We start from the raw sequence: 24,449 nt of genomic DNA, 5'->3' as shown, positions 1-24,449 counted from the left end.
TCATACAGGGTGCGGACCACGGATTCCGACCGGTGTTAACGAAACCGATACGGTGCTCACGGGAAATCAACCTGTTCCCTCGTGAGTCGCCACCATGTTCCGTTCCCGCTCCACCGCCGCGCCCGCTCCCGTCGAGACGCCCGACATGATCGAGGATCGGCTCGCCGGCCTGGTCGACCGGGCAGGCGTCGGTGCCGAACTCGGAAGCGGTCGGCTGGCGAGTGCGCTGACGCGCCTCGTCGGCCAGATGCGCGGGGTCGCCGCGGAGGATCTCGGCAGCACCGCCCGCGTCGCCGCGGAGGCCTCGGAGGCTGCCACGGTTCTGGGCTGGATGACGCACGATGCCGGCGAGATCGCCGGGCAGACCCGCGCCATGGCGGCGGCGGTCGAGGAAGTCGCGGCCTCGACCCGCGAGCTCGCCGGCCGCTCGCAGTCCAGCGCCGACGTCGCCGAGCAGGCGAGCGGCGGGATCGCGGCCTGCGCGGCCGACATGCGCGAGGCGAGCCGCACCATGGCGGCAATCGAGACCCATGCGGGGCAGATCGAGCAGCGCCTGACCGGCTTCGAGGGCGCGGCCCTCCAGATCCAAGAGATGGCCGGTACGATCGAGGCGATCTCGAGCCAGACCAACCTTCTCGCCCTCAACGCGACGATCGAGGCGGCGCGGGCCGGCGAGGCGGGCCGCGGCTTCGCGGTGGTGGCGGCCGAGGTCAAGCAGCTCTCCGGCCAGACGGCGCGGGCCACCGAGCAGATCCGCGGCCGCCTGGCGGTACTGCTGCAGGAGCTGGCCGCCATCCAGGCCGCCGTGGCCGAGAGCCGCCACGCCGTGGCGAGCGGCACCGCCGCGGTCGCCCGGGTCGAGGCCCGGGTGGCGCAGGAGGGGCAGGCCGTCGCCCGCTCGGCGGAGGGTATCCGGGCGCTCGCCGAGGTCTTGAGCCAGCAGGAGGCCGCGACCGCCGAGATCTCCGCCGGCGTGCAGCAGGTCGCCGGCAAGGCGCAGAAGACCCGCACCGAGATCGACGGGCTGATGGCGATCCTGGTGCGGGCCGAGACGGCGGCGCAGGACGCGCTCAAGGCCGGCGCGGCCCGCTTCCTGCCAGCCTACGCGCTGGTGCGCCTGCCGGCCGATATGGGGATGTGGAAGCGCCGCCTCGCGGCGGCCCTGGTCGGGCTCGGGCCGGTCGGCGCGGCGGTGCCGCCCTTCGGCGACGCCGCGGCGGATCTCGGGATCGACGCCGCCGACCCCGCCGCCGCCCGGCTGCTCGCGGCGGCGGCGGAGGCCCGCCGCCACGCCGACGCGATGGCCGACGCGCTGGGGCGGGGCGCCTGGGACAAGGCGATCCCGGCCTTCCAGGCATTCGAGACCGCCGCCAAGGCGGTGGTGGCCGCCGCCGAGGGCATGGCGCGGCGCTGACGGGGCGCGAAGCCGGGCCGGTTCGCGGCCCGGGACTTTTTCAGCGATCCTGGTCGGATCCGGGCCGCGTCGCGCGTCCTTGCGATGAGGGAGGATCGATCATGCTCTACGCTATCCTGTGCTACAAGGACGAGGACGTCGTCGCCGCCTGGAGCGCGGCGGAGGACGCCGCCGTGATGGAGCGGCTCGGCCAGGTGCACGAGCGGCTGGAGCGGCGGGGCAAGCTCGGGCCCTCACTGCGGCTCCTGCCGACGACCGCCGCCACGACCCTGCGCAAGGCGAGCGAGCCGCCGCTCGTGATCGACGGCCCCTTCGCCGAGACCAAGGAGCAGCTGCTCGGCTTCTACGTCGTCGACGTCGCCGACCTCGACGAGGCCTTGGGCATCGCCCGCGACCTCGCCGCCGCCAATCCGGGCGGCGCCTACGAGCTGCGCCCCGTCCTGCTCTACAATCCCGACCCTCGCCCGGCCCTGGCCCGACCCGCGGCGGGCAAGTAAGTGAGCGAGGCCTCGCCCGACGCCGCCTGGCTCGCCTCCGCCCTCGCGGCGGCGAGGCCGCGGGTGGTCGCCGCCCTGCTGCGGGTGTTCCGCGATCTCGACGCCGCCGAGGAGGCCTTCCAGGAGGCGAGCCTGCGGGCCCTGCGCACCTGGCCCCGCACCGGCCCGCCGCGGGACGTGGCGGCCTGGCTGATCCTGGTCGGGCGCAACGCCGCCCTCGACGGCCGGCGCCGCCTCGCCCGCCAGACACCGCTGCCCGAAGACGACGCGCTGTCGGATCTCGACGACGCCGAGACGCCGCTCGCCGAGGCGATCGACGCCAAGGCCTACCGGGACGACATCCTGCGGCTCCTGTTCATCTGCTGCCATCCGGACCTGCCGGCGACGCAGCAGATCGCGCTGGCCTTGCGCGTCGTCTCGGGATTGTCCGTCGCGCGCATCGCCCGTGCCTTCCTGGTCTCGGAGGCGGCGATGGAGCAGCGCCTCACCCGCGCCAAGGCCCGCATCGCCCGCAGCCCGGTGCCGTACGGGGCGCCGGGACCGGCCGAGCGGGCGGAGCGGCTCTCCGCCGTCGCGGCGATGCTCTACCTCGTCTTCAATGCCGGCTACTCGGCCGCGACCGGCTCGGAGCGGGCGGCTTTGAGCGACGAGGCGATCCGCCTCGGCCGCCTGCTCCTGCGCCTGTTCACCACCGATCCGGAAGTGATGGGGCTCCTCGCCCTGATGCTGCTCCAGCACGCCCGCGCGCCGGCGCGCTTCGACGCCGACGGCGAGATCATCTTGCTGGAGGACCAGGATCGCGGGCTCTGGCGCCGCCCGATGATCGCCGAGGGGCTGGCCCTCGTCGACAAGGCGATGCGCCACCGCACCCCCGGCCCCTACCAGGTCCAGGCGGCGATCGCCGCGCTGCATGCCCGCGCGGGCCGGCCCGGGGACACCGACTGGGCGGGGATCGACGCGCTCTACGCAGGCCTCGAGCGGATGCAGCCCTCGCCGGTCGTGACGCTCAACCGGGCCGTCGCGACCGCCAAGGTCGGCGGCCCTGCGGCCGGGCTCGCCCTGGTCGAGCCCCTGGCCGGGCCACTCGGCGGCTACTTCCACTTCCACGGCCTGCGCGGCGCCCTGCTGATGCAGCTCGGCCGGAATACGGAGGCGCGGGAGGCGATGAACCGGGCGATCGCGCTCGCCGGCACCCCGGCCGAGGCCGCCCATATCCGCCGCCAGCTCGACCGGCTGGCCGGGGACGGACTCGCGGATCGCGAAAAAATCTGAAGCGGGGCTGTCGGGACGCGGCCGGACCGCCCGTCCTTGCAGCGAGGCCGCATCGACGACCGGCCCGACCGAGGAGAGGACCATGAGCGACGAAACCCCCACGATCCCGTCCGACACGGTCGCCCCGGTGAGGGGCGGCCTCGTCACCTACCTGACGGTGGACGGCGCCCTGAAGGCGGCCGAGTTCTACACCCGCGCCTTCGGCGCCGAAACCGTCGCCGCCCTGCCGGCGGACGAGCAGGGACGGACCTGCCACGTCCATCTCCACGTCAACGGCACCTCGCTGATGCTGTGCGATGCCTTCCCGGAGCACGGCCACCCGCTTCAGCCGCCCCAGAGCTTCACCTTGACCCTGATGGTCGAGGATATCGACGCCCGCTACGCCCACGCCGTCGAGGCGGGCGCCACCGCCGTGATGCCGCCGGCCGAGATGTTCTGGGGCGACCGCTACGGCCAGCTGCGCGACCCGTTCGGGGTGGTCTGGGCGATGAACCAGCAGAAGCGCTGACCTCGAAGCCGGGACCGGCACGGCCGGTCCCCCTCCCCTCGCGCGGAGCGCAACCGATGACCGACCTGAGCGGACGCGATCTCGTCCTCACCCGCCTCATCCCCGCCCCGCCGGCCGCGCTCTACCGAGCCTGGACCGAGCCGGAATTGCTCAAGCAGTGGTTCGCCCCGAAGCCCTTCACGGTCGCGGAAGCCGAGACGGAGCTTCGCCCCGGCGGCACGACCCGCATCGTCATGCGCGGCCCGGACGGGACCGAGTTCGCCAGCAGCGGCGTCTATCTCGAACTGGTCGAGAACGCCCGCATCGTCTTCACCGACGCCTATACCCGCGCCTGGGAGCCGGCGGCCAAGCCGTTCTTCACCGGCATCATCACCTTCGCGCCCGAGGGTGGGGCTACGCGCTACACCGCCCTGGCCCGGCACTGGACGGACGAGGACCGTGCCGCGCACGAGGCGATGGGGTTTCACGACGGCTGGGGCCGCTGCGCCGACCAGCTCGCCGACCTCGCCGCCCGGCTCTGACCCGACAGGAGACGCAGCATGGCACACATCAGCACCTGCCTGTGGTTCGAGCGCGACGCCGAGGAGGCCGTGCGGACCTACGTCTCCCTCGTCCCGGGCTCGCTTCTCGGGCCGATCCTGCGCGCGCCGGGGCCCTGGCCCGGGGGCGAGCCCGGCGACGCGATCCTGGTGAGCTTCACCCTCGGCGGACAGAGCTTCCAGGCGCTGAACGGCGGCATGAAGGCCGAGTACGGCACCGCCGCCTCGATCGCCGTCGCCTGCCCGGACCAGGCCGAGGTCGACCGGCTCTGGGGCGCGCTGCTCGCCGGGGGCGGCAGCGAGATCCAGTGCGGCTGGCTGCGCGACCGCTGGGGCGTGCCCTGGCAGATCTTTCCCGAGATCCTGCCGCGCCTGCTCGCCGATCCGGACCCGGCCGTCGCCGCCCGGGTTTTTTCCGCGATGCAGGACATGGTCCGGATCGACGCCGCGGCGCTGGAGCGGGCGGCCGCGGGCTGAGAGCGGTCAGATGAACACCACCTCGCGGCGCGGCGTACCCGGCAGGGTGTGCGGCGGCCCGCCGGCGTAGAGGGCGCTGCGCTCCACGAAGGCGCGCAGGATTGCCCGGTCGAAGGCGCTCTGGCCGTATTCGGGATGCCACTGCACTCCGAGGCAGAACACCTCCGTCATCGCCTCCACGGCCTCGATGACGCCGTCCGGGGCGCGGGCCGTCACCCGGACGCGGCCGGTACCGGTGAGCGCGTGCCGGTGCAGGCTGTTCACCTCGGCCGAAGCCCCGCCGAGGAGCGCGGCGGGCAGGCTGCCGGGATCGATCCTGATCGTGTACGCGGCCCGGCCCGGAACCGGGCCCGGCATATGGTCGATCGCGGCGTCGCCGCGGTCCGGCAGCTGGGTCGTCAGGGTGCCGCCGAGCCGCGGCCGAGTCGGGCGTGCCGGTGATCGGCGCCTGCACCGGCGCCTTCGTGCCGGCGCAGGAGGGACTGCTCGCCGGGCGGCAGGCGGGGATCCACCCGTCAGACGCGCGTGAGCGCCTTCGACCGGGAGCGGGCGTCGTCGTTCCGCGCGGTGGGCGATCCCTGCGTGCAGCGCGCCGTCGTCCTCATCGAGAGCCGGAAGGGCCGCGACGTGTCGCCCGAGCAGGCCGTAGCCTCGGTCGGCCTGTCGCCGCGCCAGTTCGGGCGGCTGTTCCAGCTCCAGATGGGCATGACGCCGAAGCACTTCATCCTGGAGACGCGCCTGCGCTACGTGCGCTTCCTCCTGGAGAACAGCAGCCTGGCGATCACCGCGATCGCGCATGAGACCGGGTTCTCGGATTCGGCGCATCTCGCCACCGCCTTCCGCAAGAAGCACCAGACCTCCCCGAGCACGCTCCGGTCGCGGCCCCGAATCGTGCCGTCCCCCGCGTGACCGCCTCCGGCCGGGCGGGACCGGTTGCCCGCCGGCCCGCCGGGCCGTAGCGTGGCCGCGAAGAGCGGACAGGGAGGACGGGCATGGCGGGCGTGACGCGCAGGCGCGTGCTGGGCAGCGCGGCCGTCGGGGCGGCGGCGCTCGCCGGGCCGCGGCCGGCCCGGGCGGCCGATCGGCCGAACATCGTCTTCATCATGGCCGACGACCTCGGCTATGCCGACGTCGCCTGTTACGGCCGGCCCGACCTCGCCACCCCGCACATCGACCGGATCGCCGCTCGGGGTGTCCGCTTCACGCAAGCCTACGCCAATTCGGCGGTATGCTCGGCCACCCGCACGGCGCTGATCACCGGGCGCTATCAGTACCGTCTGCCGGTCGGGCTCGAGGAGCCGGTCACGACCCGCTTCACCGGCGGGTTGCCGGCCGACCATCCGACCCTGCCGGGGCTCCTGCGGCAGGCCGGCTACCGCACGGCGCTCGTCGGCAAGTGGCACCTCGGCAGCGTGCAGGACTACGGGCCGCTGCAGCGCGGCTACGACGCGTTCTGGGGCTTTCGCGGTGGCACCATCGATTACTTCAGCCACCGCGGCACCGACGACAAGCCGGATCTGTGGGACGGCGACGTACGGATCGAGGAGGTCGGCTACGCCACCCATCTCTTGGGTAAGCGGGCAGTGGAGACGATCGCGGCCTCCGCGAAGGCCGGACGCCCGTTCTTCCTCAGCCTGCACTTCAACGCGCCGCACTGGCCGTGGGAGACCCCCGACGACGAGGCCGAGTCGCGCCGCATCGCGGGGAGCAACCTGCGCCACTTCGACGGCGGCACTCAAGCAACCTACCGGCGCATCGTCGCCGAGATGGACGCCCAGATCGGCCGCGTCCTCGACGCACTGGAGGCGAGCGGGATCGCCGAGGACACGATCGTGGTGTTCACGAGCGACAATGGCGGCGAGCGCTTCTCCGACACCTGGCCCTTCACCGGCCGCAAGACCGAACTCCTGGAGGGCGGCCTGCGCATCCCGGCGATCGTCTCGTGGCCGCGGCGTCTGAAGGCGGGTCAGGTCTCGCAGCAGCCGATGATCACCATGGACTGGCTGCCGACGCTGCTCGCCGCCGCCGGCACGGCGCCGGATCCGGCCTGCCCCTCCGACGGCATCGACCTCCTGCCGATCCTGACCGGGCAGGCGCCCGAGCGCCCGCGCACCTTCCACTGGCGCTACCGCGCCAACGCGCAGGAAGCGATGCGCGACGGCGACCTCAAGTACCTCAAGATCCGCGGCGAGACCTTCCTGTTCGACGTGGTCGCCGATCCGCTGGAGCGGGCGAACCTCAAGGCCCGGCGCCCGGAGGAGTTTGCCCGGCTCCAGTCGGCCTGGGCCGCCTGGAGCGCCACCATGCTGCCGGAGCGGGCCGACAGCTTCTCGGAGACCTATACGGGGGGGCAGCTGGCGGATCATTTCGGGGCCGGGACGCCGCGGCCGGGAGAGGGACCACGGTAGGAATGTGCAAGATCCTGCGGCGTCTTGCGATCGTCCGATTCGCGCCGTCATCCCGAGGGGACGCGGAACGCGGCCGAGCAGGCTCGCCGGCGGCGTAACTTGACACCCGCTCCCGCACCCCCCACTGTCCCCGGCTCCCAGGGGAGCCTCGCGAGGAGGCTGAGATTCCGCCGGCCTGGACCCGTCCGGGCGCCGCGGTGACCCTATGAACCTGATCCGGGTCATGCCGGCGTAGGGATGCGGGACCGGCGCGGCGTGAAGCCGACACAGCCGTCTTTTCGCGCATGATCTCCGCCGCCATGGCCGTCGCCCGGGATGGGCGCGAGGTGGCCGTCATGTCGCAAACGGAGATCATCGGGATCCTTCTCGACTTCATCGGGCGGCCGGGCGCGACCGATGCGGAATTCGAGGCGCTGGCCCTGCGGCTCTTCGCCTACCAGTTCGCCCATAACGCGCCCTACCGCCGCTTCGCGCAACAGCGCGGGCGCACGCCGCTCACGGTGCGGCGATGGCGCGACATCCCGGCGGTGCCGATCAAGGCGTTCAAGGACCTCACCTTGAGCTGCTGCCCGCCGGACGACGCCGAGCGGGTGTTCATGACGAGCGGCACGACCGGGAGCGGCCGCGGCCGCAGCTATCACCCGACGCTCGCAGTCTACGACGCCTCGATGCTCACGGGTTTCGCCGCGCGGATCATGCGCGGGCGGGACACGATCCGGATGGGCATCCTGTTCCCGGACGAGGCGGCGCTCCCGAACTCCTCCCTCGCCCATTACCTGGCGCTGGCGAAGGACAGGTTCGGCACGGAGGACAGCGCGGTCTTCGTCGGCCCCGGCGGGCTCGACCTCGACGCGCTGCTGACATTCCTCGCCGAGGCCGAGACCTCGGGCGAGCCCGCTGCGCTCCTCGGCGCGACCTACGCCTTCGTGCCGGTGATGGACGCGCTGACGGAGCGGGGCCGCCGCTTCGCCCTGCCGGCCGGGAGCTTCCTCTTCGACACCGGCGGCTTCAAGGGCCAGTCGCGCGAGATCGAGCCGGACGCCTTCTACGACGGACTCTCGGACGCCTTCGGCGTCCCGCGCGAGGCCTGCCTCAACATGTACGGCATGACCGAGCTGAGCACCCAGTTCTACGACGACGGCAACGCGGTCTGCCCCCCGGTGAAGTCCGGCCCGCACTGGATCCGCAGCCGCGTCGTCGATCCGCTCACCGGAGTGGATGTGCCCGAGGGCGAGACCGGCGTCCTGGTCCACCACGACCTCGCGCACTTCAATTCCGTCTCGGCGATCCTGACCGAGGATGCCGGGGTGATCGCGCCCGGCGGATTCCGGCTGCTCGGCCGGGTCGAGGGCTCGGCGTCGCGCGGCTGCTCGGTCGCGGTGGCCGAGTTCCTGGCCGCCGCGCAGGGATGAGTAGCGTGGAGCAGGCCGGGCACCTCCCGGGTCTCCCAGACGAGGCGATCGGCCGGCGCATCGTCGAGCACCGGGCCTGGGGCGAGACCGTCGCGGTGGCGCTGCCGTCCTTGAGCGAGGATCAGGCGCGGGCCCTGTGCGGGCACGTCCGCACCCGCGCCCGCGAGACCCTGCGGCGCATGGAAACGGCCCGGATCGTCGAGGCGATCGACCGGGCGAGCGCCTGCCTGCTCGACCGCGCCCACCCGTTGCGCCGCAAGGCGGAGACGCTGCTGCCGGTCGTCACCGGCTACGACCGCGAGACGGTGCGGCTCGGCCTGACGAGCTACCTCAAGACCTTCCGGCGGCCGCAGCTCCTGCGCTTCCTCGCCGAGGATTTTTCCAATCCGGGCGTGCTCGACGGCTTCCAGCCGGCGGTGAAGGGCGGGTTCGTGCGGGCGCGGGGACCCGACCTGCTGCTGCATGTCTGGGCCGGCAACGTCCCGGCCCTGCCGCTGTGGAGCCTCGTCGCGGGGTTGCTGGTCAAGGCCGGCACGATCGGCAAGCTCGCCTCCGCCGAGCCGCTCACCGCCGGCTGGTTCGCGCGCCTGATCGGGGAAGCCGATCCCGAGCTCGGCGAGTGCCTGGCCGTCACCTGGTGGAAGGGCGGCGAAGGCGGGCCCGAGGCGGTCTTCCTCGCGCAGGCCGAGTGCGTGATGGCCTATGGCGGCAACGACACCCTGGCGGCTTTGCGCGCCAAGGTGCCGGTCACCACCCGGTTCCTGCCGCACGGCCACCGCATCGGCTTCGCGATGATCGCCCGGGAGGCCCTGAACAGCCGCCGCGCCGGCCCTCTCGCCCGCCTCGCCGCCCACGATATCGTGCGCTACGAGCAGCAGGGCTGCTACGCGCCGCAGATGCTGTTCGTCGAGCGCGGCGGTCCGGTGGCGCCGGACGAGTTCGCCCGCCACCTCGCCCACGAGCTCGCCGCGCTGGCGAGCCGCCACCCGCGCCGGCGCCTCGATCCGGGCGAGGCCTCTTCCATTGCGGCCTGGCGCAGCGTCCACGAGATGCGGGCTCTCGACGGCGGCGCCGTGCTCCTCGGCGATCCGGCCGATCCGTGGAGCGTCGTCCTGCTCGATCCCGCCACGGGCTTGAGCCCGTCCGGCCTCAACCGCAGCGTGGCCGTGGTGGCGGTCGATGCGCTCTCGGACGTGCCGGCCCTGGTCGCGCCCCACCGCGCCTATCTCCAGAGCGCCGGGATTGCGGCGGCCCCCGCCACGCTGTTTCGCCTCGCGGAGGATCTGGCGGCGGTCGGCGTCACCCGGATCAGCGCCATCGGCCGCATGACCGCGCCGGAGGCCGGCTGGCACCATGACGGCCGCTTCAGCCTGCTCGATCTCGTCACGATGACGGAGATCGAGGCCAGCGCCGAGGCCGCGGCGGAAGGCTTCGCGCCCTATGCCGATTGACGCCCATCTCGCCCTCGACGGGGTGCGCTACCGCTTCCCCGGCGATCCCGCCGAGACCGTCGCGGGCGTCGACTGGGCGATCCCCCGCGGGGCGATCCACTGCCTGCTCGGGCGCAGCGGCTGCGGCAAGACCACCCTGCTCAAGCTCGCCGCCGGGCTCCTGGCGCCGGATGCCGGCACGGTCCGGATCGACGGAACTCCGGTGAGCGGCCCGCGCCTGAGCGTCGGCTTCGTGTTCCAGGCCCCGACCCTGCTCGCCTGGCTGTCCGCCCTCGACAACGTGCTGCTGCCGGTCTCCCTCAAGCGCCGGCCTCAGCCTTCTGACCGGGAGGCCGCCCGCGACCTCCTCGCCTCCATGGGCCTCGGCGACCTGACCGAGCGCCGCCCCGCCGCCCTGTCGGGCGGCCAGCAGAGCCGGGTCGCGATGGCCCGGGCGCTGCTGACGGAGCCGAGCCTCTTGCTCCTCGACGAGCCCTTCGCCGCCCTCGACGCGCTGACCCGCGAGGAGCTGCAGGACGATCTCCTGCGGCTGTGCGCTTCCCGCGGCACCGCGGCGCTCTTCGTGACCCACGACATCGCCGAGGCGGTCTATCTCGGCGACCGGGTCGGCGTGATGGCAGCCGGGCGCCTGGTGCACGAGGGCGCGATCCCGCTGCCGCGGCCCCGGCCGCCGGGCATCCGCTACGAGGCGGCCTTCGGGGCGGTCTGCCGGTCTCTGCGCGCGATCATGGACGGGGCCCCCTCGAATGGCCCGTCTCCTGCGATCGGGCGGGCGGCGTGAGGACGCGCCTCGCCTCCGCCCTGCTGCTGGCGGCCCTGCTCACCGCCTGGGAGGCGTGGTGCCGCTCAGGCGCGGTCTCGCCCCTCGTGCTGCCGGCGCCCTCCGCCGTCGCCGCGACGCTGTGGGGCGAGGTGGCCTCCGGCCGGCTCTGGCCGCACCTGCGGGTCACCGTGACGGAGATGGTGCTCGGCCTCCTCGCGGGCACGGCCCTGGGTCTCGGCGCCGGCATCCTGCTCTCGGAATGGCCGGCGCTCCATCGGGTGCTGCGCCCCTACGTGCTGGCGAGCCAGCTTGTGCCGAAGCTGGCGCTGGGTCCGCTGCTGATCCTGTGGTTCGGGTTCGGCCTGACGCCGACCGTGGTGATCACGGCGCTGATCTGCTTCTTCCCGCTGTTCGAAAATACCCTCACCGGCCTCGGTCAGGTCGAGCCCGGCCAGCGCGAACTCTTCCGGATGCTCGGGGCGGGCCGGACCCGGACCCTGCTGCGCCTGAAGCTGCCCACGGCCCTGCCGGTGATCCTCGCGGGGTTCCGTGTCGCCATCGTGCTCGCCCTGGTGGGAGCGGTGGTGGGCGAGTTCGTCGGCGGGCGCCAGGGCCTCGGCGCCTCGATCATCGCCGCGCAGAGCGTGATGGATTCGAGCCTGATCGTGGCGCTGTTCGTCGTCATCACCGCCCTCGGGATGGCCGTCTACGAGGCCGCGCGGGGGCTCGAGGCCCTGATCCTGCGCCGATACGCCAGAGGTTGATCCCCCTATGCGCTCCTTACGCCTGCTGCTCGTCCTCGCCCTCGCCTGGCTCAGCCCCCCGGCCCTGGCGCAGACCCTCGACAAGGTGACCGTCGGGGGCTGGAGCCAGCCGATCAGCGAGATCACCAACCTGCTCGCCGAGCCGGACCACGGGTTGTTCAAGGCCCGCGGCATCGCCCTCGACTACGTGCCGGGCAATGGCGGCGGCTCGGCGATCCAGGCGCTGCTCTCGGGGCAAGCCGATATCGCCTTCACCGATCCGGCCTCTTTCTACCTCGCCCTCGACAAGGGCGCGGACCTGGTGGCGATCTACAACATCTACCCGCAGAACGTGTTCAACGTCGTCTCGCCCAAGGCGCGCGGCATCCGCTCGGTGGCCGATCTCAAGGGCAAGCGCGTCGGCGTCTACAGCCTGGCGAGCGGGACGCGCCAGCACCTGCTCCTGCTGCTCGCCGGTGCCGGGCTGAAGGAGACCGACGTGACGGTCGAGGTCACCGGCCTCCTCAACTTCGCCCCCCTGATCCAGGGCCAGGTCGACGCGACGGCCGCCACCGATACCGGGCTGCTCGTCGGTCGCGCCAAGGGCCTCGGCGAGGTCGACGTGATCGAGGTGCGCGACCACCTGAATCTCCCGAGCGACATCTTCGTGGTGACGCGCAAGGACTACGAGAGCAGGAAGCCGATCTTGAAGCGCTTCCTCGCCGCCTACCGCGACTCCGCCGCCTGGATGATCGCCAAGCCCGACGAGGCGGCGCGGCTTGCCGTCACGCGGGCGATCAACGGGCGCGACGAGGCGATCAACCGCGAGGTGATCCGCCTGCGCAACCTCTCGAGCGTGTCGCCCACCACCGAGCGCGAGGGCCTGGGCCATTTCGATCCTCCGGTCCTGCAGCAGGGCGCCGACCAATTTCGCAGCCTCGGCCTCGTCACCCGCGCCCTCGACATGGGCCAGGTGGTGAAGAGCGATCTGATCCCGGTGAAGGAGGCCACGCCGTGAGGTTCCGCGACCGCGCGATCCTGGTCACCGGCGGCAGTCGCGGCATCGGCGCGGCGATCGCCACGGCTTTCGCCACGGAAGGCGGCCTCGTCGTCGTCAATTACCGCGAGAACGCGGCCGCCGCCGAGGCGGTGGCGGAACGGTGCCGCGCGCTCGGCGGGCAGGCGCTCACGGTCGCGGCCGACGTGACCGACCCGGCGGCGGTGGCGGGGCTCGCCGCGCAGATCACCGAGGAGGTCGGCCGCCTCGACGCGATCGTCAACAACGCCTTCGCGCCCTACCGCTTCGACCCGGACCACCGCGTCCGCTTTCGCGATGTGCCGTGGGAGGCCTACCAGCGCCAGTTCGACGGCGCGGTGCGGGCGACCTACACCGTGGTTCAGGCGCTGCTGCCGCTCATGACCCGGCGCAGCGGAGCCGCCATCGTCAACCTGGCGAGCGACCTCGTCGCGCGCCCGAGCATCCCCTACCACGATTACACCACCGCCAAGGCGGCGCTGATCGGCTTCAGCCGCAACCTTGCGGCGGAGTTGGGACCGATCGGGGTGCGGGTCAATTGCGTGGCGCCGGGGCTGGTCTATCCGACGGATGCGAGCCGGGACACGCCCGAGGAGGTGCGCGAGGCGCTGATCGCCCAGACCCCCCTGCGCCGCCTCGCGACGCCAGAGGATGTGGCCGGCCCGGTGCTCTTCCTCGCCGGGGAGGAGAGCCGGTTCGTCACCGGACAGGTGCTGACCGTGGATGGTGGGTTGGTGATGGCGTGAGAGCCTGAAATCGCCGGGCTGTGCCACCTGCGCGACTTGCGGAGAGGCGCTTTTCTCCTCTCCCCGCCCGCGGGGAGAGGGAGAATGCACACGACCGCGATTGACACTGAGCAACCGGATGCCAGCAAAAGCCGCCGCTGACCTTCACACCCCGAACCGCAACCCCTCCCGCTCGTAATCCTCCTTCACGCACTGCAAGATCAACCCGATCTCCGGAGAGGGATCGTTCTTGCGGTAGCTCATGATCACCGGGATCAGCGCCCGCTCCTCGTCGAGCGGCCGGTAGGCGACGCCGTCGCGGCGCAAGCGCTCGATCGAGGCCGGCACCACGCACACCCCCGCCTCCGCCGCGACGAGGCCGAGCGCGGTCTGGAGCTCGCGCACCTCGTGGATCACGGCTGGGCGCACGCCGTGCTCGCGAAAGAGCGCCAGGATCCGGTCGGCGTTGTTGGGCCGGGCGCTCTTCGGGTAGAGGATCAGCGCCGTGTCGGCGAGATCGCGCAGCTTCAGGGGGCCCGGCGGGCGTTCGGCGTCCCAGGCCATCGGCACGGCGACGATCAGCCTCTCGTTGCGCAGGAGCACCCGGGCGATCGCCGGGTCCTCGATCTCGACCCGGCCGAAGCCGACATCGATCCGGCCCTCCTTCAGCGCCGCGATCTGCTCGAGGGTCAGGAGTTCGAGCAGCGTCATGTCGACGTCCGGGCGCTTCATCCGGTAGCCGCGCAGGATCTCCGGCAGGCGTCCGTAGAGCGTCGAGGCGACGAATCCGATGCGGAAGCTGTTGCGCTCGGCGACGCGCAGGCGCCGGCCGGTCTCGCGCAGGTCGTCGACCCGCTCCAGGATCTGCAGCGCCTGCTCGTAGATCACCCGGCCCGGCTCGGTCAGCCGCACCGGCCGCGAGCCGCGCTCGATCAGCGCCAGGCCGAACTCCTCCTCGAATTGCTGCACCTGCTTGCTCAGGGCCGGCTGGGCGACGTGCATCGCCTCCGCCGCGCGGGTGAAGCTCTGCTCGCGCGCGACGGCCACGAAGTAGCGCAGGTGGCGCAGCTCCAATCATTCCTCCCAGGAATGGTTTTGTTCCCAATCGGTCTTGGACCTCGGTATGCCCGTTCCTTAGAACTGGAGAAAGAGGAAACGCTCAGGGAGCGAGCGGGGCTCGGGACGAGACAGTCCATGGCGAGCACCCTGCCACCCTGCGTGAAGACGAGAGACAGTTCAGAGCCGGCCACGCACCCCGTGGATCGGCAACGACCTCCCTCGTCACAAGAACAGCCGGCGCGACAGGGAGAGCATCATGCTGGACGATCTGCATCAGATGGTCGAGGGCGCAGTCGAGGAGAACCCGGAGACCGGAATCTATCGCTGCCGGCGGGACATCTTCACCGACCCCGACATCTTCGAATTGGAGATGCAGCACATCTTCGAGGGCAACTGGATCTACATGGCCCACGAGAGCCAGATCCCGAACCCGAACGACTACTTCACCACCTTCATGGGCCGCCAGCCGGTGGTCATCACCCGCAACCGCAAGGGCGAGTTGCAGGCCTTCGTCAATGCGTGCAGCCACCGCGGCGCGATGGTGTGCCGGCACAAGCGCGGCAACAAGGCGACCTTCACCTGCCCGTTCCACGGCTGGACCTTCAGCAACGGGGGCAAGCTCCTCAAGGTCAAGGATCCGGACGGCGCCGGCTATCCCGAGAGCTTCAACCGCGACGGCTCGCACGACCTGACCAAGGTCGCCCGGTTCGAGAATTACCGCGGCTTCCTGTTCGGCAGCCTCAACCCCGACGTGAAGCCGCTGACCGAGCATCTCGGCGAGGCGACGCGGATCATCGACATGATCGTCGACCAGTCGCCGGACGGGCTCGAGGTGCTGCGCGGCTCCTCGACCTACGTCTTCGACGGCAACTGGAAGCTCCAGACCGAGAACGGCGCCGACGGCTACCACGTCAGCGCGACGCACTGGAACTACGCCGCCACCACCAGCCGGCGCAAGGAATCGCACGTCGTCGACAAGACCCGTGCCATGGATGCGGGCGGCTGGGCCAAGCAGGGCGGCGGGTTCTACTCGTTCGAGCACGGCCACCTCCTGCTCTGGACCACCTGGTCGAACCCGGAGGACCGCCCGAACTGGGACCGGCGCGGGGAGCTGGCGGAGCGGCACGGGCAGGCGATGGCGGATTGGATGATCAACCGCTCGCGCAATCTCTGCCTCTATCCGAACGTCTACCTGATGGACCAGTTCTCGTCGCAGATCCGCACCTACCGGCCGATCGCGGTCGATAAGACCGAGGTGACGATCTACTGCATCGCGCCGAAGGGCGAGGGCGCGGAAGCGCGGGCCCGGCGCATCCGCCAGTACGAGGACTTCTTCAACGCCAGCGGCATGGCGACCCCGGACGACCTGGAAGAGTTCCGCGCCTGCCAGATCGGCTATCGCGGCCGCGCGGCGCAGTGGAACGACCTCTGCCGCGGCGCCAAGCACTGGATCGAGGGCGCGGACGAGGGCGCGCGGGCGATCGGGCTGAAGCCGCTCCTGAGTGGCGCCAAGACCGAGGACGAGGGCCTGTTCGCGATCCAGCACCGCTACTGGATGGACACGATGCGGCGGCACCTGCCGTAGCGCAACGCCCTCTCCCTTGTGGGGAGGGGAAGGCGGCTCATCCGCGAACCAACCCTTCCAATCCATGTCGACGGCGCCGCCCCCGACCGGGGCGCCGAGCGCCCCCGCACGCCCTCAAGGAGCCCTCCGATGCCCCTGACCCTGGAGCAGGTGCAGCAATTCCTCTACCGCGAGGCCCGCTTCCTCGACGACCGCGACTTCGACGCCTGGCTGGCGCTCTACGCCCCCGACGTCGAGTTCTGGATGCCGTCCTGGGACGACGACGACCAGCTCGTCACCGATCCTCAAGCCGACGTCTCGCTGATCTACTACGACAGCCGCAGCGGCCTGGAGGATCGGGTCTTCCGCATCCGCACCGAGCGCTCCAGCGCCACCAGCCTGCCGGAGCCGCGCACCTCGCACAACATCTCCAACGTCGAGATCCTGGAGCAGGATGACGCCACCTGCAAGCTGCGCTTCAACTGGCTCACCTTCAACTACCGCTACAAGACGGTGGATACGCATTTCGGCACGTCGTTCTATACGCTCGATACCAGCCGGGAGACCCCCCTGATCAAGAACAAGAAGGTCATCCTCAAGAACGACTACATCCACCACGTCATCGACGTTTATCACATCTAGGGAGAGCGCCGTGAGCATCGGTCTGAACAACGTCGCGCTCAATTTCGAGGACGGAGTCACCCGGTTCATCGCCTGCCGGCCGGGCGAGACGGTGGCGGACGCCTCCTACCGCCTCGGCATCAACATCCCGCTCGACTGCCGGGACGGCGCCTGCGGCACCTGCCGGGTCCACTGCGAATCCGGCCGGTTCGACCCGGGCCACTACATCGAGGACGCGCTCTCCGACGAGGAGGCGGCGCAAGGCTACGGCCTCGCCTGCCAGATGCGGCCCGAGACCGACCTGGTGCTGGCGGTGGCCGCCTCCTCGGAGGTCTGCAAGACCAGGGCGGCCGCCCTCAAGGGCAGGGTCGCTTCGGTCCGTCGGCTGTCCGACACCACCTTCGGGCTCAGCGTCGAGACCGAGGAGCCGGTCGGCTTCCTGCCGGGGCAGTACGTCAACATCGCGGTGCCGGGGAGCGCGCAGGCACGCTCCTACTCGTTCAGCTCGGCCCCGGGCAGCGCCCGCGCCGAGTTCCTGATCCGCAACATCCCGGGCGGGCTGATGAGCACCTTCCTCTCGGAGGGCGCGCGGGAGGGCGACGACCTCGACCTGACGGGTCCTTCCGGCAGCTTCTACCTGCGCGAGATCCGCCGCCCGGTGCTGATGCTCGCCGGCGGCACCGGCCTGGCGCCGTTCCTGTCGATGCTGGGCAAGCTCGCGGAGACCGGATCCGATCAGCCGATCCATCTCGTCTACGGCGTGACGCACGATGCCGACCTCGTCGAGACCGACGCGCTCGAAGACGCCGCGGCGAAGATCCCGGGCTTCAGCTTCGAGACCTGCGTGGCCTCCTCGGAGAGCCGGCATCCGAAGCGGGGCTACGTCACCGAGCATCTGGCCGACGCGCACCTGCATGGCGGCGACGTCGACACCTATCTCTGCGGCCCGCCCGCGATGGTCGACGCGGTCCGCCGGACCTTCGCCGAGCGAGCTTTGAGCCCGGCGAGCTTCCACTTCGAAAAGTTCGCGGCGAGCGGCGCCGGAGGCGTGGCATGAGCGGCTTCGTCTCGCCCGGGCGCTTCTCGGCCAAGGTCGCGGTGGTGACCGGCGCCGCGCAGGGCATCGGCCGCGAGGTCGCCCTGCGCCTCGCCCGGGAGGGCGCCGCCCTCCTCCTCACCGACCGCTCGGAGATCGTCGAGGAGACGGCAGCCGCCTGCCGCGACCTCGGCGCGACGACGGCGGTGCAGCTTGCCGACGTCGAGACGTTCGAAGGCAGCGAGGGCGTCATGGCGGCGGCGGTCGCGCGGTTCGGCCGGCTCGACGTGCTGGTCAACAATGTCGGCGGCTCGATCTGGTTCAAGCCGTTCGCCCATTACGCCCCGCACGAGGTCGAGGCCGAGATCCGGCGATCGCTCTTCCCGACCCTGTGGTGCTGCCGGGCGGCGCTGCCGCACCTGCTGGCGCAGGGGAGCGGCAGCATCGTCAACGTCTCGTCGGTGGCGACGCGCGGCGTCAACCGCGTTCCCTACGCCGCCGCCAAGGGCGGGGTGAACGCGCTCACCGCCTGCTTGGCTTTCGAATATGCCGAGCACGGCATCCGGGTGAACGCGGTGGCGCCCGGCGGCACCGAGGCGCCGCCCCGGCGCATCGCCCGCAACCCGACTCCGCCGAGCGACCAGGAGCGGACCTGGATCGCCGAGGTGGTGGCCCAGACCACGGCGTCGAGCCTGATGCACCGCTACGGCACCGCCGCCGAGCAGGCCGCCGCGATCCTGTTTCTCGCCTCCGACGAGGCCTCCTACGTCACCGGGGTCACCCTGCCGGTGGCCGGCGGCGACCTCGGCTGAACCCATCCCAACCAAGCAAGAGAGGAAACGCCCATGTCCACGATCACACATTCCAAGATCACACATTCCACGATCGCCGATTCCGCCGAGGCTCAAGCCCTGTTCGACAAGGTCGCGGGTCTCTCGACCGAGACCGGCAACCCGCGCATCAAGCAGATCGTGCGCCGCGTCGTCGAGGATGCCTGCCGGATCGTCGAGGAGCTCGACGTCACGCCGAGCGAGTTCTGGACCGCGATGAGCTACCTGACCGAGACCGGCCAGGCCAACGAGTTCGGCCTGCTGATGCCGGGCCTCGGCATCGAGCACTTCATCGACCTGTGCATCGACGCCAAGGAGCGGGCGGCCGGAATCGAGGGCGGCACGCCGCGCACCATCGAGGGCCCGCTCTACGTCGCCGGGGCGCCGCTGGCGAAGGGCGAGGCGCGCCTCGACGACGACCCGGAGGACGGCGAGGTGCTAATCGTCGAGGGTCAGGTGACGGGCCGGGGCGGCGCGCCGGTGGCGAACGCCATCGTCGACGTCTGGCACGCCAACACGCTCGGCAACTACTCGGTGTTCGACAAGAGCCAGAGCACCTGGAACCTGCGCCGGCGCATCGAAACCGATGAGGAGGGCCGCTATCGCTTCCGCAGCATCCTGCCGAAGGGCTACGGCTGCCCGCCGCAGGGCCAGACCCAGAAGCTCCTCGACCAGCTCGGCCGCCACGGCCAGCGCCCGGCCCATATCCACTTCTTCGTCTCCGGCCCCGGCCACCGGCAGCTGACGACGCAGATCAACCTCTCGGACGATCCCTACCTCCACGACGACTTCGCCTTCGCCACCCGCGACGGGCTGATCGCCGAGGTTTCGCGCGTCACCGACCCGGCGGCGCTCGCGGCGGCGGGCTTGAACGAGCCGTACTCGGCGATCCGCTTCGACTTCGCGCTCAACCCGGAGGTGGCCCACGGCCCGGATCCGGTGGTGGTGCGGCCGCACGCGGAAGCGGCCTGAAGCACACCGAGCGCAACGGATCGCGCGCGAACCCTCCCCCCTCTGCGGGGAAGGTGGCGAGCTAGGCGGAGGGACGCCGCTCCCGGACAGGTCGCGGCCGTGATGACGGGCGCCCCATCCTTGCGCCGTCGCGCTCCCCTCTCCCGCCCCACTCCATGGGGCCCCCTCCCCCGCAGAGGGGGGAGGGTCGGGACCGCGCCGCGGCACGATCCGGTGGCCCGGCCTCGACGTCCATTCTCCGGCTCACGCCGCCCCATCACACTCCCGAGACCCCCATGCTCGCGAAGACCCAGCTCCACGATGCCGTGCGCCACGCGCCCGCCCGAGACCTCACGGTCACGGAGATCCGCACCACGATCGTGGACGTGCCGACGGTGCGAAAGCACAAGCTCTCCCAGACCTCCGTCACCGCGCAGAGCTACGTCATCGTCCAGCTCCGCCTCGCCAACGGCGTCGAGGGCATCGGCGAGGCCGCGACCCTCGGCGGGCCGCGCTGGAGCGAGGAGAGCGTCGAGGGCATCAAGGCCACCATCGACACCTACCTCGCCCCGGCCATGACCGGGCAGCCGGCCGACCGCTTCGTGACGGCCGGCGAGCGCCTGGACGCCGCGGCCAAGCGCAACAACGCCGCCAAGGCGGCGCTCGAGACCGCCCTGTTCGACGCAGTCGGCAAGAGTCTCGACCTTCCGGTGGCCGCGCTCCTGGGCGGCGCGGTGCGCACGAGCTTCCCGGTGCTGTGGACGCTGGCCTCCGGCGACCCCGACCAGGAGATCGCCGAAGCCGAAGCCAAGCTCGCGGCGAGGCTGCACCGCACCTTCAAGATCAAGATCGGCGCGCAATCGCCGGAGGCCGATCTCGCGCGGCTGGCCCGCCTCGCGAAGGCGCTCACCGAGCGCGCCACCCTGATCGTCGACGCCAACCAGGCCTGGGACGAGACCACCGCCCGGCGCTGCCTGCCGTGTCTCGCCGATCTCGGCATCGCCCTCGTCGAGCAGCCGCTGCCGGCCTGGAACGTCGCCGGAATGGGCCGCCTGCGGGCGCGGGACAGGGTGCCGCCGCTGCTCGCCGACGAGTGCGTGTTCACCTCGCACGACATGCTGGCGGTCGCCGAGGCGGCTGCGGCCGACGCCGTCTCGCTCAAGCTCGTCAAGCATGGCGGCCTCGTGGGTCTGCGCAAGGTCGCGGCGGTGGCGGAGGCCGCCGGCATCGGTCTCTACGGCGGCTGCCTGTTGGAAAGCTCGGTCGGCGCCGCGGCGCATCTGCACGCCTTCGCGGGCCTGCGCGACCTCGCCTGGGGCTGCGAGCATTTCGGGCCGCAGATCCTCACCGGCGACCTCGTCACCGAGCCGCTGGCCTTCCACGACTTCGCGGTGCACCTGCCCGAGGGCCCCGGCCTCGGCGTGACCCTCGATCCCGACAAGCTGCGCCACTACGCCCGGAGCTGATCCCATGCTGTACTGCGTCGAGATGGACGTCGCGATCCCGCACGGCCTCGATCCCGAACACGTCGCCAAGCTGAAGGCCGACGAGAAGGCCAGAGCCCAGGATCTCCAGCGCCAGGGCAAGTGGCGCCACCTGTGGCGGGTGGCCGGACGCTACGCCAACGTCAGCGTCTTCGACGTCGAGAGCCACGACGAGCTGCACGACATCCTGTCCGGCCTGCCGCTCTTCCCGTTCATGACGATGCGCGTGACTCCGCTCGCGCGCCACCCCTCGGCGATCGGCTGAAGCACCTCGGATCACCGGTGCAGCCGAAACGGCTCTCATCGTGACACCCCTCCTGGTCATCCCGGGGCCGCGCAGCGGAACCCGGGATCCAGACGCTCAGAGAGTACCGAACGAAGCGGAACGCGGGCCCTCAGTCCTGAATGCCCTCTGGTTCCGGGTTCCGGGCTCCATTGCGCGGCCCCGGAATGACCAGGAGAGCAGAAAGCCTGTCGATCGTGTCGACAGATCACAGCGCAATCATGCGCGATACCAAAAAATATCAGGAGGAAACCAGCCCATGCCCAATCCACGCAGCATCGACGTCCAGGACGTCATCAACCGCCACGGGGTCTCCCGCTTCCAGATGCGGATCGTGCTCCTGTGCTTCCTCGTCGTCGCCATCGACGGGTTCGACACCGCCGCCATCGGCTACATCGCCCCGGCGCTCCGCGCCCAGTGGGGGGTGAGCCAGGCGCAGCTCGCGCCGCTGTTCGGCGCCGGGCTGTTCGGCCTGATGATCGGCGCCTTCCTGTTCGGCCCGCTCGCCGACCGGGTCGGCCGCAAGGCGATGCTGATCGTCACCACGGCGTTCTTCGGCCTCGCCAGCCTCGCCTCGGCCTGGTCGACCTCGATCGAGATGCTGACGATCCTGCGCTTCGTCACCGGGCTGGGCTTGGGCGGCGCGATGCCGAACGCCATCACGCTGACCTCGGAATACTGTCCCGAGCATCGCCGCTCGTTCCTCACCATGGCGATGTTCTGCGGCTTCACCGTCGGCTCGGCGCTCGGCGGCTTCGCGGCGGCGCACCTGATCGCCGATTTCGGCTGGCCCTCGGTGCTGGTCATCGGCGGCGTGCTGCCCCTCGCGCTGGTGCCGGTGCTGATGCTCGGCCTGCCGGAATCGGCGCGCTTCCTCGTGCTCAAGCAGGCCCCGGCCGAGACGGTCGCGCGGCTCCTCGCCCGCATCGCCCCGGCGGAAAATTTCTCCGGCGCGGTCTTCACCGGCATCGCCAAGCCCAAGGGCTCGCCGATCGGCCAGCTCTTCCAGCCCGGCCTCGTCGCCGGCACGCTGTGCCTGTGGCTCACCTTCTTCATGAGCCTGCTGATCTTCTACCTGCTGTCGAGCTGGCTCCCAACCATCATCAGCAGCGCCGGCCTCACCCTCAAGGAGGCCTCCCTCGTCACGGTGATGCTCGCCACCGGCGGCACCGTCGGCGGGCTGGTGCTGGGCACGCTGATGGACCGGATGAACCCGCACGCGGTGCTGGGCCTGTCCTACCTCGCGGCCGCCGGCTTCGTGGCCCTGATCGGCAGCGCGACCAGCTCGGTGCCGCTGCTGGTGGTGGCGGTGTTCGGCGCGGGTTTCTGCGTCGCCGGCTCGCAGATCGGCATCAACGCCCTCTCGGCGAGCTACTACCCGACCGCGAACCGCGCGACCGGCGTCGCCTGGGCCAACGCCGTCGGCCGGGTCGGCTCGGTGGTCGGCTCGATGATCGGCGCCTCGCTGATCGGCCTCGGCCTCGGCCTGCCGGCGACCTTCGGCATCGTCGCGGTACCGGCGCTGATTGCGGCTGGCAGCATCCTGCTCAAGGGACGGCTCGGCACCCCGGCAGCCCGCCTCGCCCCGGTGCTCCAGAGCCCGTGAGGCTCCCTTGCCCTGCGCGAGGCGCCATCGCCCCGCGCGGGCTCCTCGCGTCCGTGAGCCGTCCCAGGGAGATCCGACATGACGCCGACATCCTCCGCTTCCGCCAAGCCCCTGCGCGTCGCCGTGATCGGCGGCGGCATCGGCGGCCTGACCCTCGGCCTCGCCCTGCGCGCCCACGGCCTCCGAGCTACCATCTACGAGCAGGCGGCGGAGCTCGCCGAGATCGGCGCCGCCGTGGCGCTGTCGGCCAACGCGACGCGGGAGCTCGACCGCCTCGGCCTCGGGCCGGCGCTCGCCGCCGTCTCGACCGAGCCGACCGAGCTGATCTACCGCGACGGGCGCAGCGGCGCCCGCATCGCCGCCCACCCGGTCCGGAAAGGCGGCGCCTACCGGGCCAGGTTCGGGGCGCCGTATTACGGCGTGCACCGGGCCGACCTGCAGAAGGTCCTGAGCGGGGCGCTCGCCGGCGAGGACCTGCATCTCGGCCATCGCCTCACCGCCCTCGATCAGCGCGGCGACGCGATGGCGCTCACCTTCGCGAACGGCGCCGAGGTGGAGGCCGACCTCGTGATCGGCGGCGACGGCGTGCGCTCCGAGGTGCGGCGCTGGATCACCGGCGGCGAGACGGTGCGCTATTCCGGGACCAGCGCCTTCCGGGGCGTGGTGCCGATGGGCCTGCTGCCCTCGCTGCCCGACCCTGAGGCGATCCAGTTCTGGATGGGGCCGGACGCGCACCTGCTGCACTACGCGATCGGCCGCCAGGCGGATTCCGTGAACTTCTTCGCCGTCGTCGAGGGGCCGGAGCGCTGGACCTCCGAGCGCTGGCTCGCCGGGATCGCACCGGGCGAGCACCGCGCGGGCTTTTCCGGCTGGCATCCGGCGGTGATCGAGATGCTGGACGCCCTGCCCCAGACCCAGCGCTGGGGCCTGTTCGTCACCGATCCGCTGCGGCGCTGGCACCGCGGCCGAGCGGTGCTGATGGGCGACAGCGCCCATGCCATGCTGCCCCATCATGGCCAGGGCGCCAACACCACGATCGAGGACGCCGTGACCCTGGCCGAACTGCTGGCGGCCGGCGGCGCGCGCGATCTCGACGGGATGATGCGGCGCTACCAGGCCTTGCGGCAGACGCGCACCCGCACGATCCAGCGCAGCGCCTGGGCAACGAACCGCCTCCTGCACCTGCCTGACGCGGTCGGCCCCTCCGGCCTGGCGCAACGCGACGCCCGGATGGCACGCTTCCCCGAGGATTTCGGCTGGATCCACGCCTTCGACACGCGGGTCACGGTCCTGGAGGGAGCGGCGGGGGATTCCCGGGCCGCCTGACCATTCACCACCCCCGGCTCACCGCTTCGCAGGGCCATGGCCGCCTCGCCGCCCCGCCCGCGGATCTCCGCCACGAGGTCGCACAGGACCTCCTCGGTGCGGGCGGTGACGAGCCCGATGTCGCTGCTGGCGCCGGTGATCACGATCACCCGCTCGGAGAGCGTCTCGGGGCGACGGGCCATGAGGCCTCGAGGAGCCGGGGCGAGATGGGCCGGAGCAAGAGCCGCCGCGCCGGTCGCTCCGCCGATCCGCACGGCCAATACCGCAAGTCCTGGGAGATACAGGAAAATAATCTCCGACATCATCGGCTCGACAGGCGTCAAGCCAGACGATCGTCGGCCCTCGCCCCCTGACGCAGGACGCGGCACCGGGCCGGCAGTTCGACCGTTCATGCGACCGTCGCCTCGCCGGACCTCCTGTCGACACCGGTCGACGGTGCGACGA

At 71.6% G+C, this 24,449-nt stretch carries 24 protein-coding genes, 1 pseudogene and 1 riboswitch; of the genes and pseudogenes, 23 read left to right on the top strand and 2 right to left on the bottom strand.

Going from position 1 to position 24,449, the window contains the following annotated elements; all coding sequences use genetic code 11:
* Positions 1–94: 94 nt before the first annotated feature.
* The 6 genes from MFF64_RS11065 (at position 95) to MFF64_RS11040 (ending at position 4,707) form a co-directional block, all read left to right on the top strand.
* Positions 95–1,414 (top strand): methyl-accepting chemotaxis protein, encoded by a 1,320-nt coding sequence (locus tag MFF64_RS11065; RefSeq protein ID WP_099905227.1) that lies wholly within the window; start codon positions 95–97, stop codon positions 1,412–1,414.
* Positions 1,415–1,515: 101 nt separating this feature from the next.
* Complete coding sequence (locus MFF64_RS11060; protein ID WP_099905229.1) at positions 1,516–1,911, top strand: YciI family protein; 396 nt, start codon at positions 1,516–1,518, stop codon at positions 1,909–1,911.
* Positions 1,912–3,183, top strand: a complete 1,272-nt coding sequence (locus tag MFF64_RS11055) for an RNA polymerase sigma factor (RefSeq protein ID WP_238190774.1) — start codon at positions 1,912–1,914, stop codon at positions 3,181–3,183. It abuts the gene before it with no gap.
* Positions 3,184–3,265: 82 nt separating this feature from the next.
* The gene (locus MFF64_RS11050; protein WP_238190773.1) at positions 3,266–3,691 is read left to right on the top strand and encodes a VOC family protein; all 426 of its coding nucleotides are present in this window, start codon (positions 3,266–3,268) and stop codon (positions 3,689–3,691) included.
* Between the two features lie 56 nt (positions 3,692–3,747).
* A complete protein-coding gene (locus MFF64_RS11045; RefSeq protein WP_238190772.1) occupies positions 3,748–4,212 on the top strand; it encodes an SRPBCC family protein in 465 nt (154 codons plus the stop codon).
* An 18-nt stretch (positions 4,213–4,230) separates the two neighbouring features.
* On the top strand, positions 4,231–4,707 hold the full coding sequence (locus MFF64_RS11040; protein ID WP_238190771.1) for a VOC family protein: 477 nt from the start codon (positions 4,231–4,233) through the stop codon (positions 4,705–4,707).
* Between the two features lie 6 nt (positions 4,708–4,713).
* Here MFF64_RS11040 and MFF64_RS11035 read toward each other — a convergent pair whose 3' ends face one another.
* Positions 4,714–5,064 carry a gamma-glutamyl-gamma-aminobutyrate hydrolase family protein gene (locus tag MFF64_RS11035; protein WP_238190770.1) on the bottom strand — a complete coding sequence of 117 codons (351 nt, stop codon included), beginning with the start codon at positions 5,062–5,064 and terminating at the stop codon, positions 4,714–4,716.
* Positions 5,065–5,117: 53 nt separating this feature from the next.
* On the opposite strand from MFF64_RS11035, the pseudogene MFF64_RS11030 reads away from it, so the two are divergent.
* The 8 genes and pseudogenes from MFF64_RS11030 to MFF64_RS10995 form a co-directional block, all read left to right on the top strand.
* Positions 5,118–5,616 (top strand): annotated as a pseudogene (locus MFF64_RS11030) (helix-turn-helix domain-containing protein); the annotation flags it as partial.
* Between the two features lie 83 nt (positions 5,617–5,699).
* Positions 5,700–7,115, top strand: a complete 1,416-nt coding sequence (locus MFF64_RS11025; protein WP_099905319.1) for a sulfatase family protein — start codon at positions 5,700–5,702, stop codon at positions 7,113–7,115.
* 139 nt (positions 7,116–7,254) lie between these two features.
* A riboswitch (TPP riboswitch) is annotated at positions 7,255–7,353 on the top strand.
* A gap of 97 nt (positions 7,354–7,450) precedes the next feature.
* Positions 7,451–8,527: a LuxE/PaaK family acyltransferase gene (locus tag MFF64_RS11020; RefSeq protein ID WP_099905326.1), complete on the top strand. Its 1,077-nt coding sequence runs from the start codon at positions 7,451–7,453 to the stop codon at positions 8,525–8,527.
* A 5-nt stretch (positions 8,528–8,532) separates the two neighbouring features.
* A complete protein-coding gene (locus MFF64_RS11015; protein ID WP_207768175.1) occupies positions 8,533–9,978 on the top strand; it encodes an acyl-CoA reductase in 1,446 nt (481 codons plus the stop codon).
* Entirely contained in the window at positions 9,968–10,759 is a 792-nt protein-coding gene (locus MFF64_RS11010; protein WP_238190769.1) for an ABC transporter ATP-binding protein, read from the top strand. The genes MFF64_RS11015 and MFF64_RS11010 overlap by 11 nt, the downstream gene beginning before the upstream one ends.
* Positions 10,756–11,505, top strand: coding sequence for an ABC transporter permease (locus tag MFF64_RS11005; protein ID WP_238190767.1), 750 nt, complete (start codon positions 10,756–10,758; stop codon positions 11,503–11,505). The genes MFF64_RS11010 and MFF64_RS11005 overlap by 4 nt, the downstream gene beginning before the upstream one ends.
* Before the next feature lie 7 nt (positions 11,506–11,512).
* The gene (locus MFF64_RS11000) at positions 11,513–12,502 is read left to right on the top strand and encodes an ABC transporter substrate-binding protein (protein WP_099904564.1); all 990 of its coding nucleotides are present in this window, start codon (positions 11,513–11,515) and stop codon (positions 12,500–12,502) included.
* On the top strand, positions 12,499–13,266 hold the full coding sequence (locus tag MFF64_RS10995; RefSeq protein ID WP_099904562.1) for an SDR family oxidoreductase: 768 nt from the start codon (positions 12,499–12,501) through the stop codon (positions 13,264–13,266). The genes MFF64_RS11000 and MFF64_RS10995 overlap by 4 nt, the downstream gene beginning before the upstream one ends.
* A 144-nt stretch (positions 13,267–13,410) precedes the next feature.
* Here the strand turns inward: MFF64_RS10995 and MFF64_RS10990 are convergent, their stop codons facing one another.
* Positions 13,411–14,319 carry a LysR family transcriptional regulator gene (locus tag MFF64_RS10990; protein ID WP_099904560.1) on the bottom strand — a complete coding sequence of 303 codons (909 nt, stop codon included), beginning with the start codon at positions 14,317–14,319 and terminating at the stop codon, positions 13,411–13,413.
* A gap of 241 nt (positions 14,320–14,560) precedes the next feature.
* Between MFF64_RS10990 and benA the strand changes: the two genes are divergently transcribed.
* From benA to MFF64_RS10945, 9 genes are all read left to right on the top strand, one after another.
* Complete coding sequence (benA, locus tag MFF64_RS10985; RefSeq protein WP_099904558.1) at positions 14,561–15,889, top strand: benzoate 1,2-dioxygenase large subunit; 1,329 nt, start codon at positions 14,561–14,563, stop codon at positions 15,887–15,889.
* A 129-nt stretch (positions 15,890–16,018) separates the two neighbouring features.
* On the top strand, positions 16,019–16,510 hold the full coding sequence (gene benB, locus MFF64_RS10980) for a benzoate 1,2-dioxygenase small subunit (protein ID WP_099901284.1): 492 nt from the start codon (positions 16,019–16,021) through the stop codon (positions 16,508–16,510).
* Positions 16,511–16,532: 22 nt separating this feature from the next.
* The gene (benC, locus tag MFF64_RS10975; RefSeq protein ID WP_099901286.1) at positions 16,533–17,546 is read left to right on the top strand and encodes a benzoate 1,2-dioxygenase electron transfer component BenC; all 1,014 of its coding nucleotides are present in this window, start codon (positions 16,533–16,535) and stop codon (positions 17,544–17,546) included.
* Positions 17,543–18,337: a 1,6-dihydroxycyclohexa-2,4-diene-1-carboxylate dehydrogenase gene (locus MFF64_RS10970; RefSeq protein WP_238190765.1), complete on the top strand. Its 795-nt coding sequence runs from the start codon at positions 17,543–17,545 to the stop codon at positions 18,335–18,337. The genes benC and MFF64_RS10970 overlap by 4 nt, the downstream gene beginning before the upstream one ends.
* 33 nt (positions 18,338–18,370) lie before the next feature.
* On the top strand, positions 18,371–19,327 hold the full coding sequence (gene catA / locus MFF64_RS10965; RefSeq protein ID WP_099901413.1) for a catechol 1,2-dioxygenase: 957 nt from the start codon (positions 18,371–18,373) through the stop codon (positions 19,325–19,327).
* A gap of 275 nt (positions 19,328–19,602) precedes the next feature.
* Positions 19,603–20,772, top strand: coding sequence for a muconate/chloromuconate family cycloisomerase (locus tag MFF64_RS10960; protein WP_099901076.1), 1,170 nt, complete (start codon positions 19,603–19,605; stop codon positions 20,770–20,772).
* A gap of 4 nt (positions 20,773–20,776) precedes the next feature.
* Complete coding sequence (gene catC / locus MFF64_RS10955) at positions 20,777–21,055, top strand: muconolactone Delta-isomerase (protein WP_099901074.1); 279 nt, start codon at positions 20,777–20,779, stop codon at positions 21,053–21,055.
* A 277-nt stretch (positions 21,056–21,332) separates the two neighbouring features.
* Positions 21,333–22,679 carry an MFS transporter gene (locus MFF64_RS10950; protein ID WP_238190763.1) on the top strand — a complete coding sequence of 449 codons (1,347 nt, stop codon included), beginning with the start codon at positions 21,333–21,335 and terminating at the stop codon, positions 22,677–22,679.
* A gap of 78 nt (positions 22,680–22,757) precedes the next feature.
* Positions 22,758–24,005: an FAD-dependent monooxygenase gene (locus MFF64_RS10945; RefSeq protein ID WP_099899987.1), complete on the top strand. Its 1,248-nt coding sequence runs from the start codon at positions 22,758–22,760 to the stop codon at positions 24,003–24,005.
* Positions 24,006–24,449: the final 444 nt, after the last annotated feature.

Source organism: Methylobacterium frigidaeris (assembly GCF_022179185.1).
GTDB lineage: Bacteria > Pseudomonadota > Alphaproteobacteria > Rhizobiales > Beijerinckiaceae > Methylobacterium > Methylobacterium frigidaeris.
Note: the sequence above shows the minus strand (reverse complement) of the source record. Positions and strands in the feature narration are given on the sequence as shown.

What these genes read in the sequence shown, in the direction of transcription:
- MFF64_RS11065 (WP_099905227.1), top strand. Translation starts at nt 95, where the DNA reads ATGTTCCGTTCCCGCTCCACCGCCGCGCCCGCTCCCGTCGAGACGCCC.
- MFF64_RS11060 (WP_099905229.1), top strand. Translation starts at nt 1,516, where the DNA reads ATGCTCTACGCTATCCTGTGCTACAAGGACGAGGACGTCGTCGCCGCC.
- MFF64_RS11050 (WP_238190773.1), top strand. Translation starts at nt 3,266, where the DNA reads ATGAGCGACGAAACCCCCACGATCCCGTCCGACACGGTCGCCCCGGTG.
- MFF64_RS11045 (WP_238190772.1), top strand. Translation starts at nt 3,748, where the DNA reads ATGACCGACCTGAGCGGACGCGATCTCGTCCTCACCCGCCTCATCCCC.
- MFF64_RS11040 (WP_238190771.1), top strand. Translation starts at nt 4,231, where the DNA reads ATGGCACACATCAGCACCTGCCTGTGGTTCGAGCGCGACGCCGAGGAG.
- MFF64_RS11035 (WP_238190770.1), bottom strand. Translation starts at nt 5,064, where the DNA reads ATGCCGGGCCCGGTTCCGGGCCGGGCCGCGTACACGATCAGGATCGAT.
- MFF64_RS11025 (WP_099905319.1), top strand. Translation starts at nt 5,700, where the DNA reads ATGGCGGGCGTGACGCGCAGGCGCGTGCTGGGCAGCGCGGCCGTCGGG.
- MFF64_RS11020 (WP_099905326.1), top strand. Translation starts at nt 7,451, where the DNA reads ATGTCGCAAACGGAGATCATCGGGATCCTTCTCGACTTCATCGGGCGG.
- MFF64_RS11010 (WP_238190769.1), top strand. Translation starts at nt 9,968, where the DNA reads ATGCCGATTGACGCCCATCTCGCCCTCGACGGGGTGCGCTACCGCTTC.
- MFF64_RS11000 (WP_099904564.1), top strand. Translation starts at nt 11,513, where the DNA reads ATGCGCTCCTTACGCCTGCTGCTCGTCCTCGCCCTCGCCTGGCTCAGC.
- benA (WP_099904558.1), top strand. Translation starts at nt 14,561, where the DNA reads ATGCTGGACGATCTGCATCAGATGGTCGAGGGCGCAGTCGAGGAGAAC.
- benB (WP_099901284.1), top strand. Translation starts at nt 16,019, where the DNA reads ATGCCCCTGACCCTGGAGCAGGTGCAGCAATTCCTCTACCGCGAGGCC.
- MFF64_RS10970 (WP_238190765.1), top strand. Translation starts at nt 17,543, where the DNA reads ATGAGCGGCTTCGTCTCGCCCGGGCGCTTCTCGGCCAAGGTCGCGGTG.
- catA (WP_099901413.1), top strand. Translation starts at nt 18,371, where the DNA reads ATGTCCACGATCACACATTCCAAGATCACACATTCCACGATCGCCGAT.
- MFF64_RS10960 (WP_099901076.1), top strand. Translation starts at nt 19,603, where the DNA reads ATGCTCGCGAAGACCCAGCTCCACGATGCCGTGCGCCACGCGCCCGCC.
- catC (WP_099901074.1), top strand. Translation starts at nt 20,777, where the DNA reads ATGCTGTACTGCGTCGAGATGGACGTCGCGATCCCGCACGGCCTCGAT.
- MFF64_RS10950 (WP_238190763.1), top strand. Translation starts at nt 21,333, where the DNA reads ATGCCCAATCCACGCAGCATCGACGTCCAGGACGTCATCAACCGCCAC.
- MFF64_RS10945 (WP_099899987.1), top strand. Translation starts at nt 22,758, where the DNA reads ATGACGCCGACATCCTCCGCTTCCGCCAAGCCCCTGCGCGTCGCCGTG.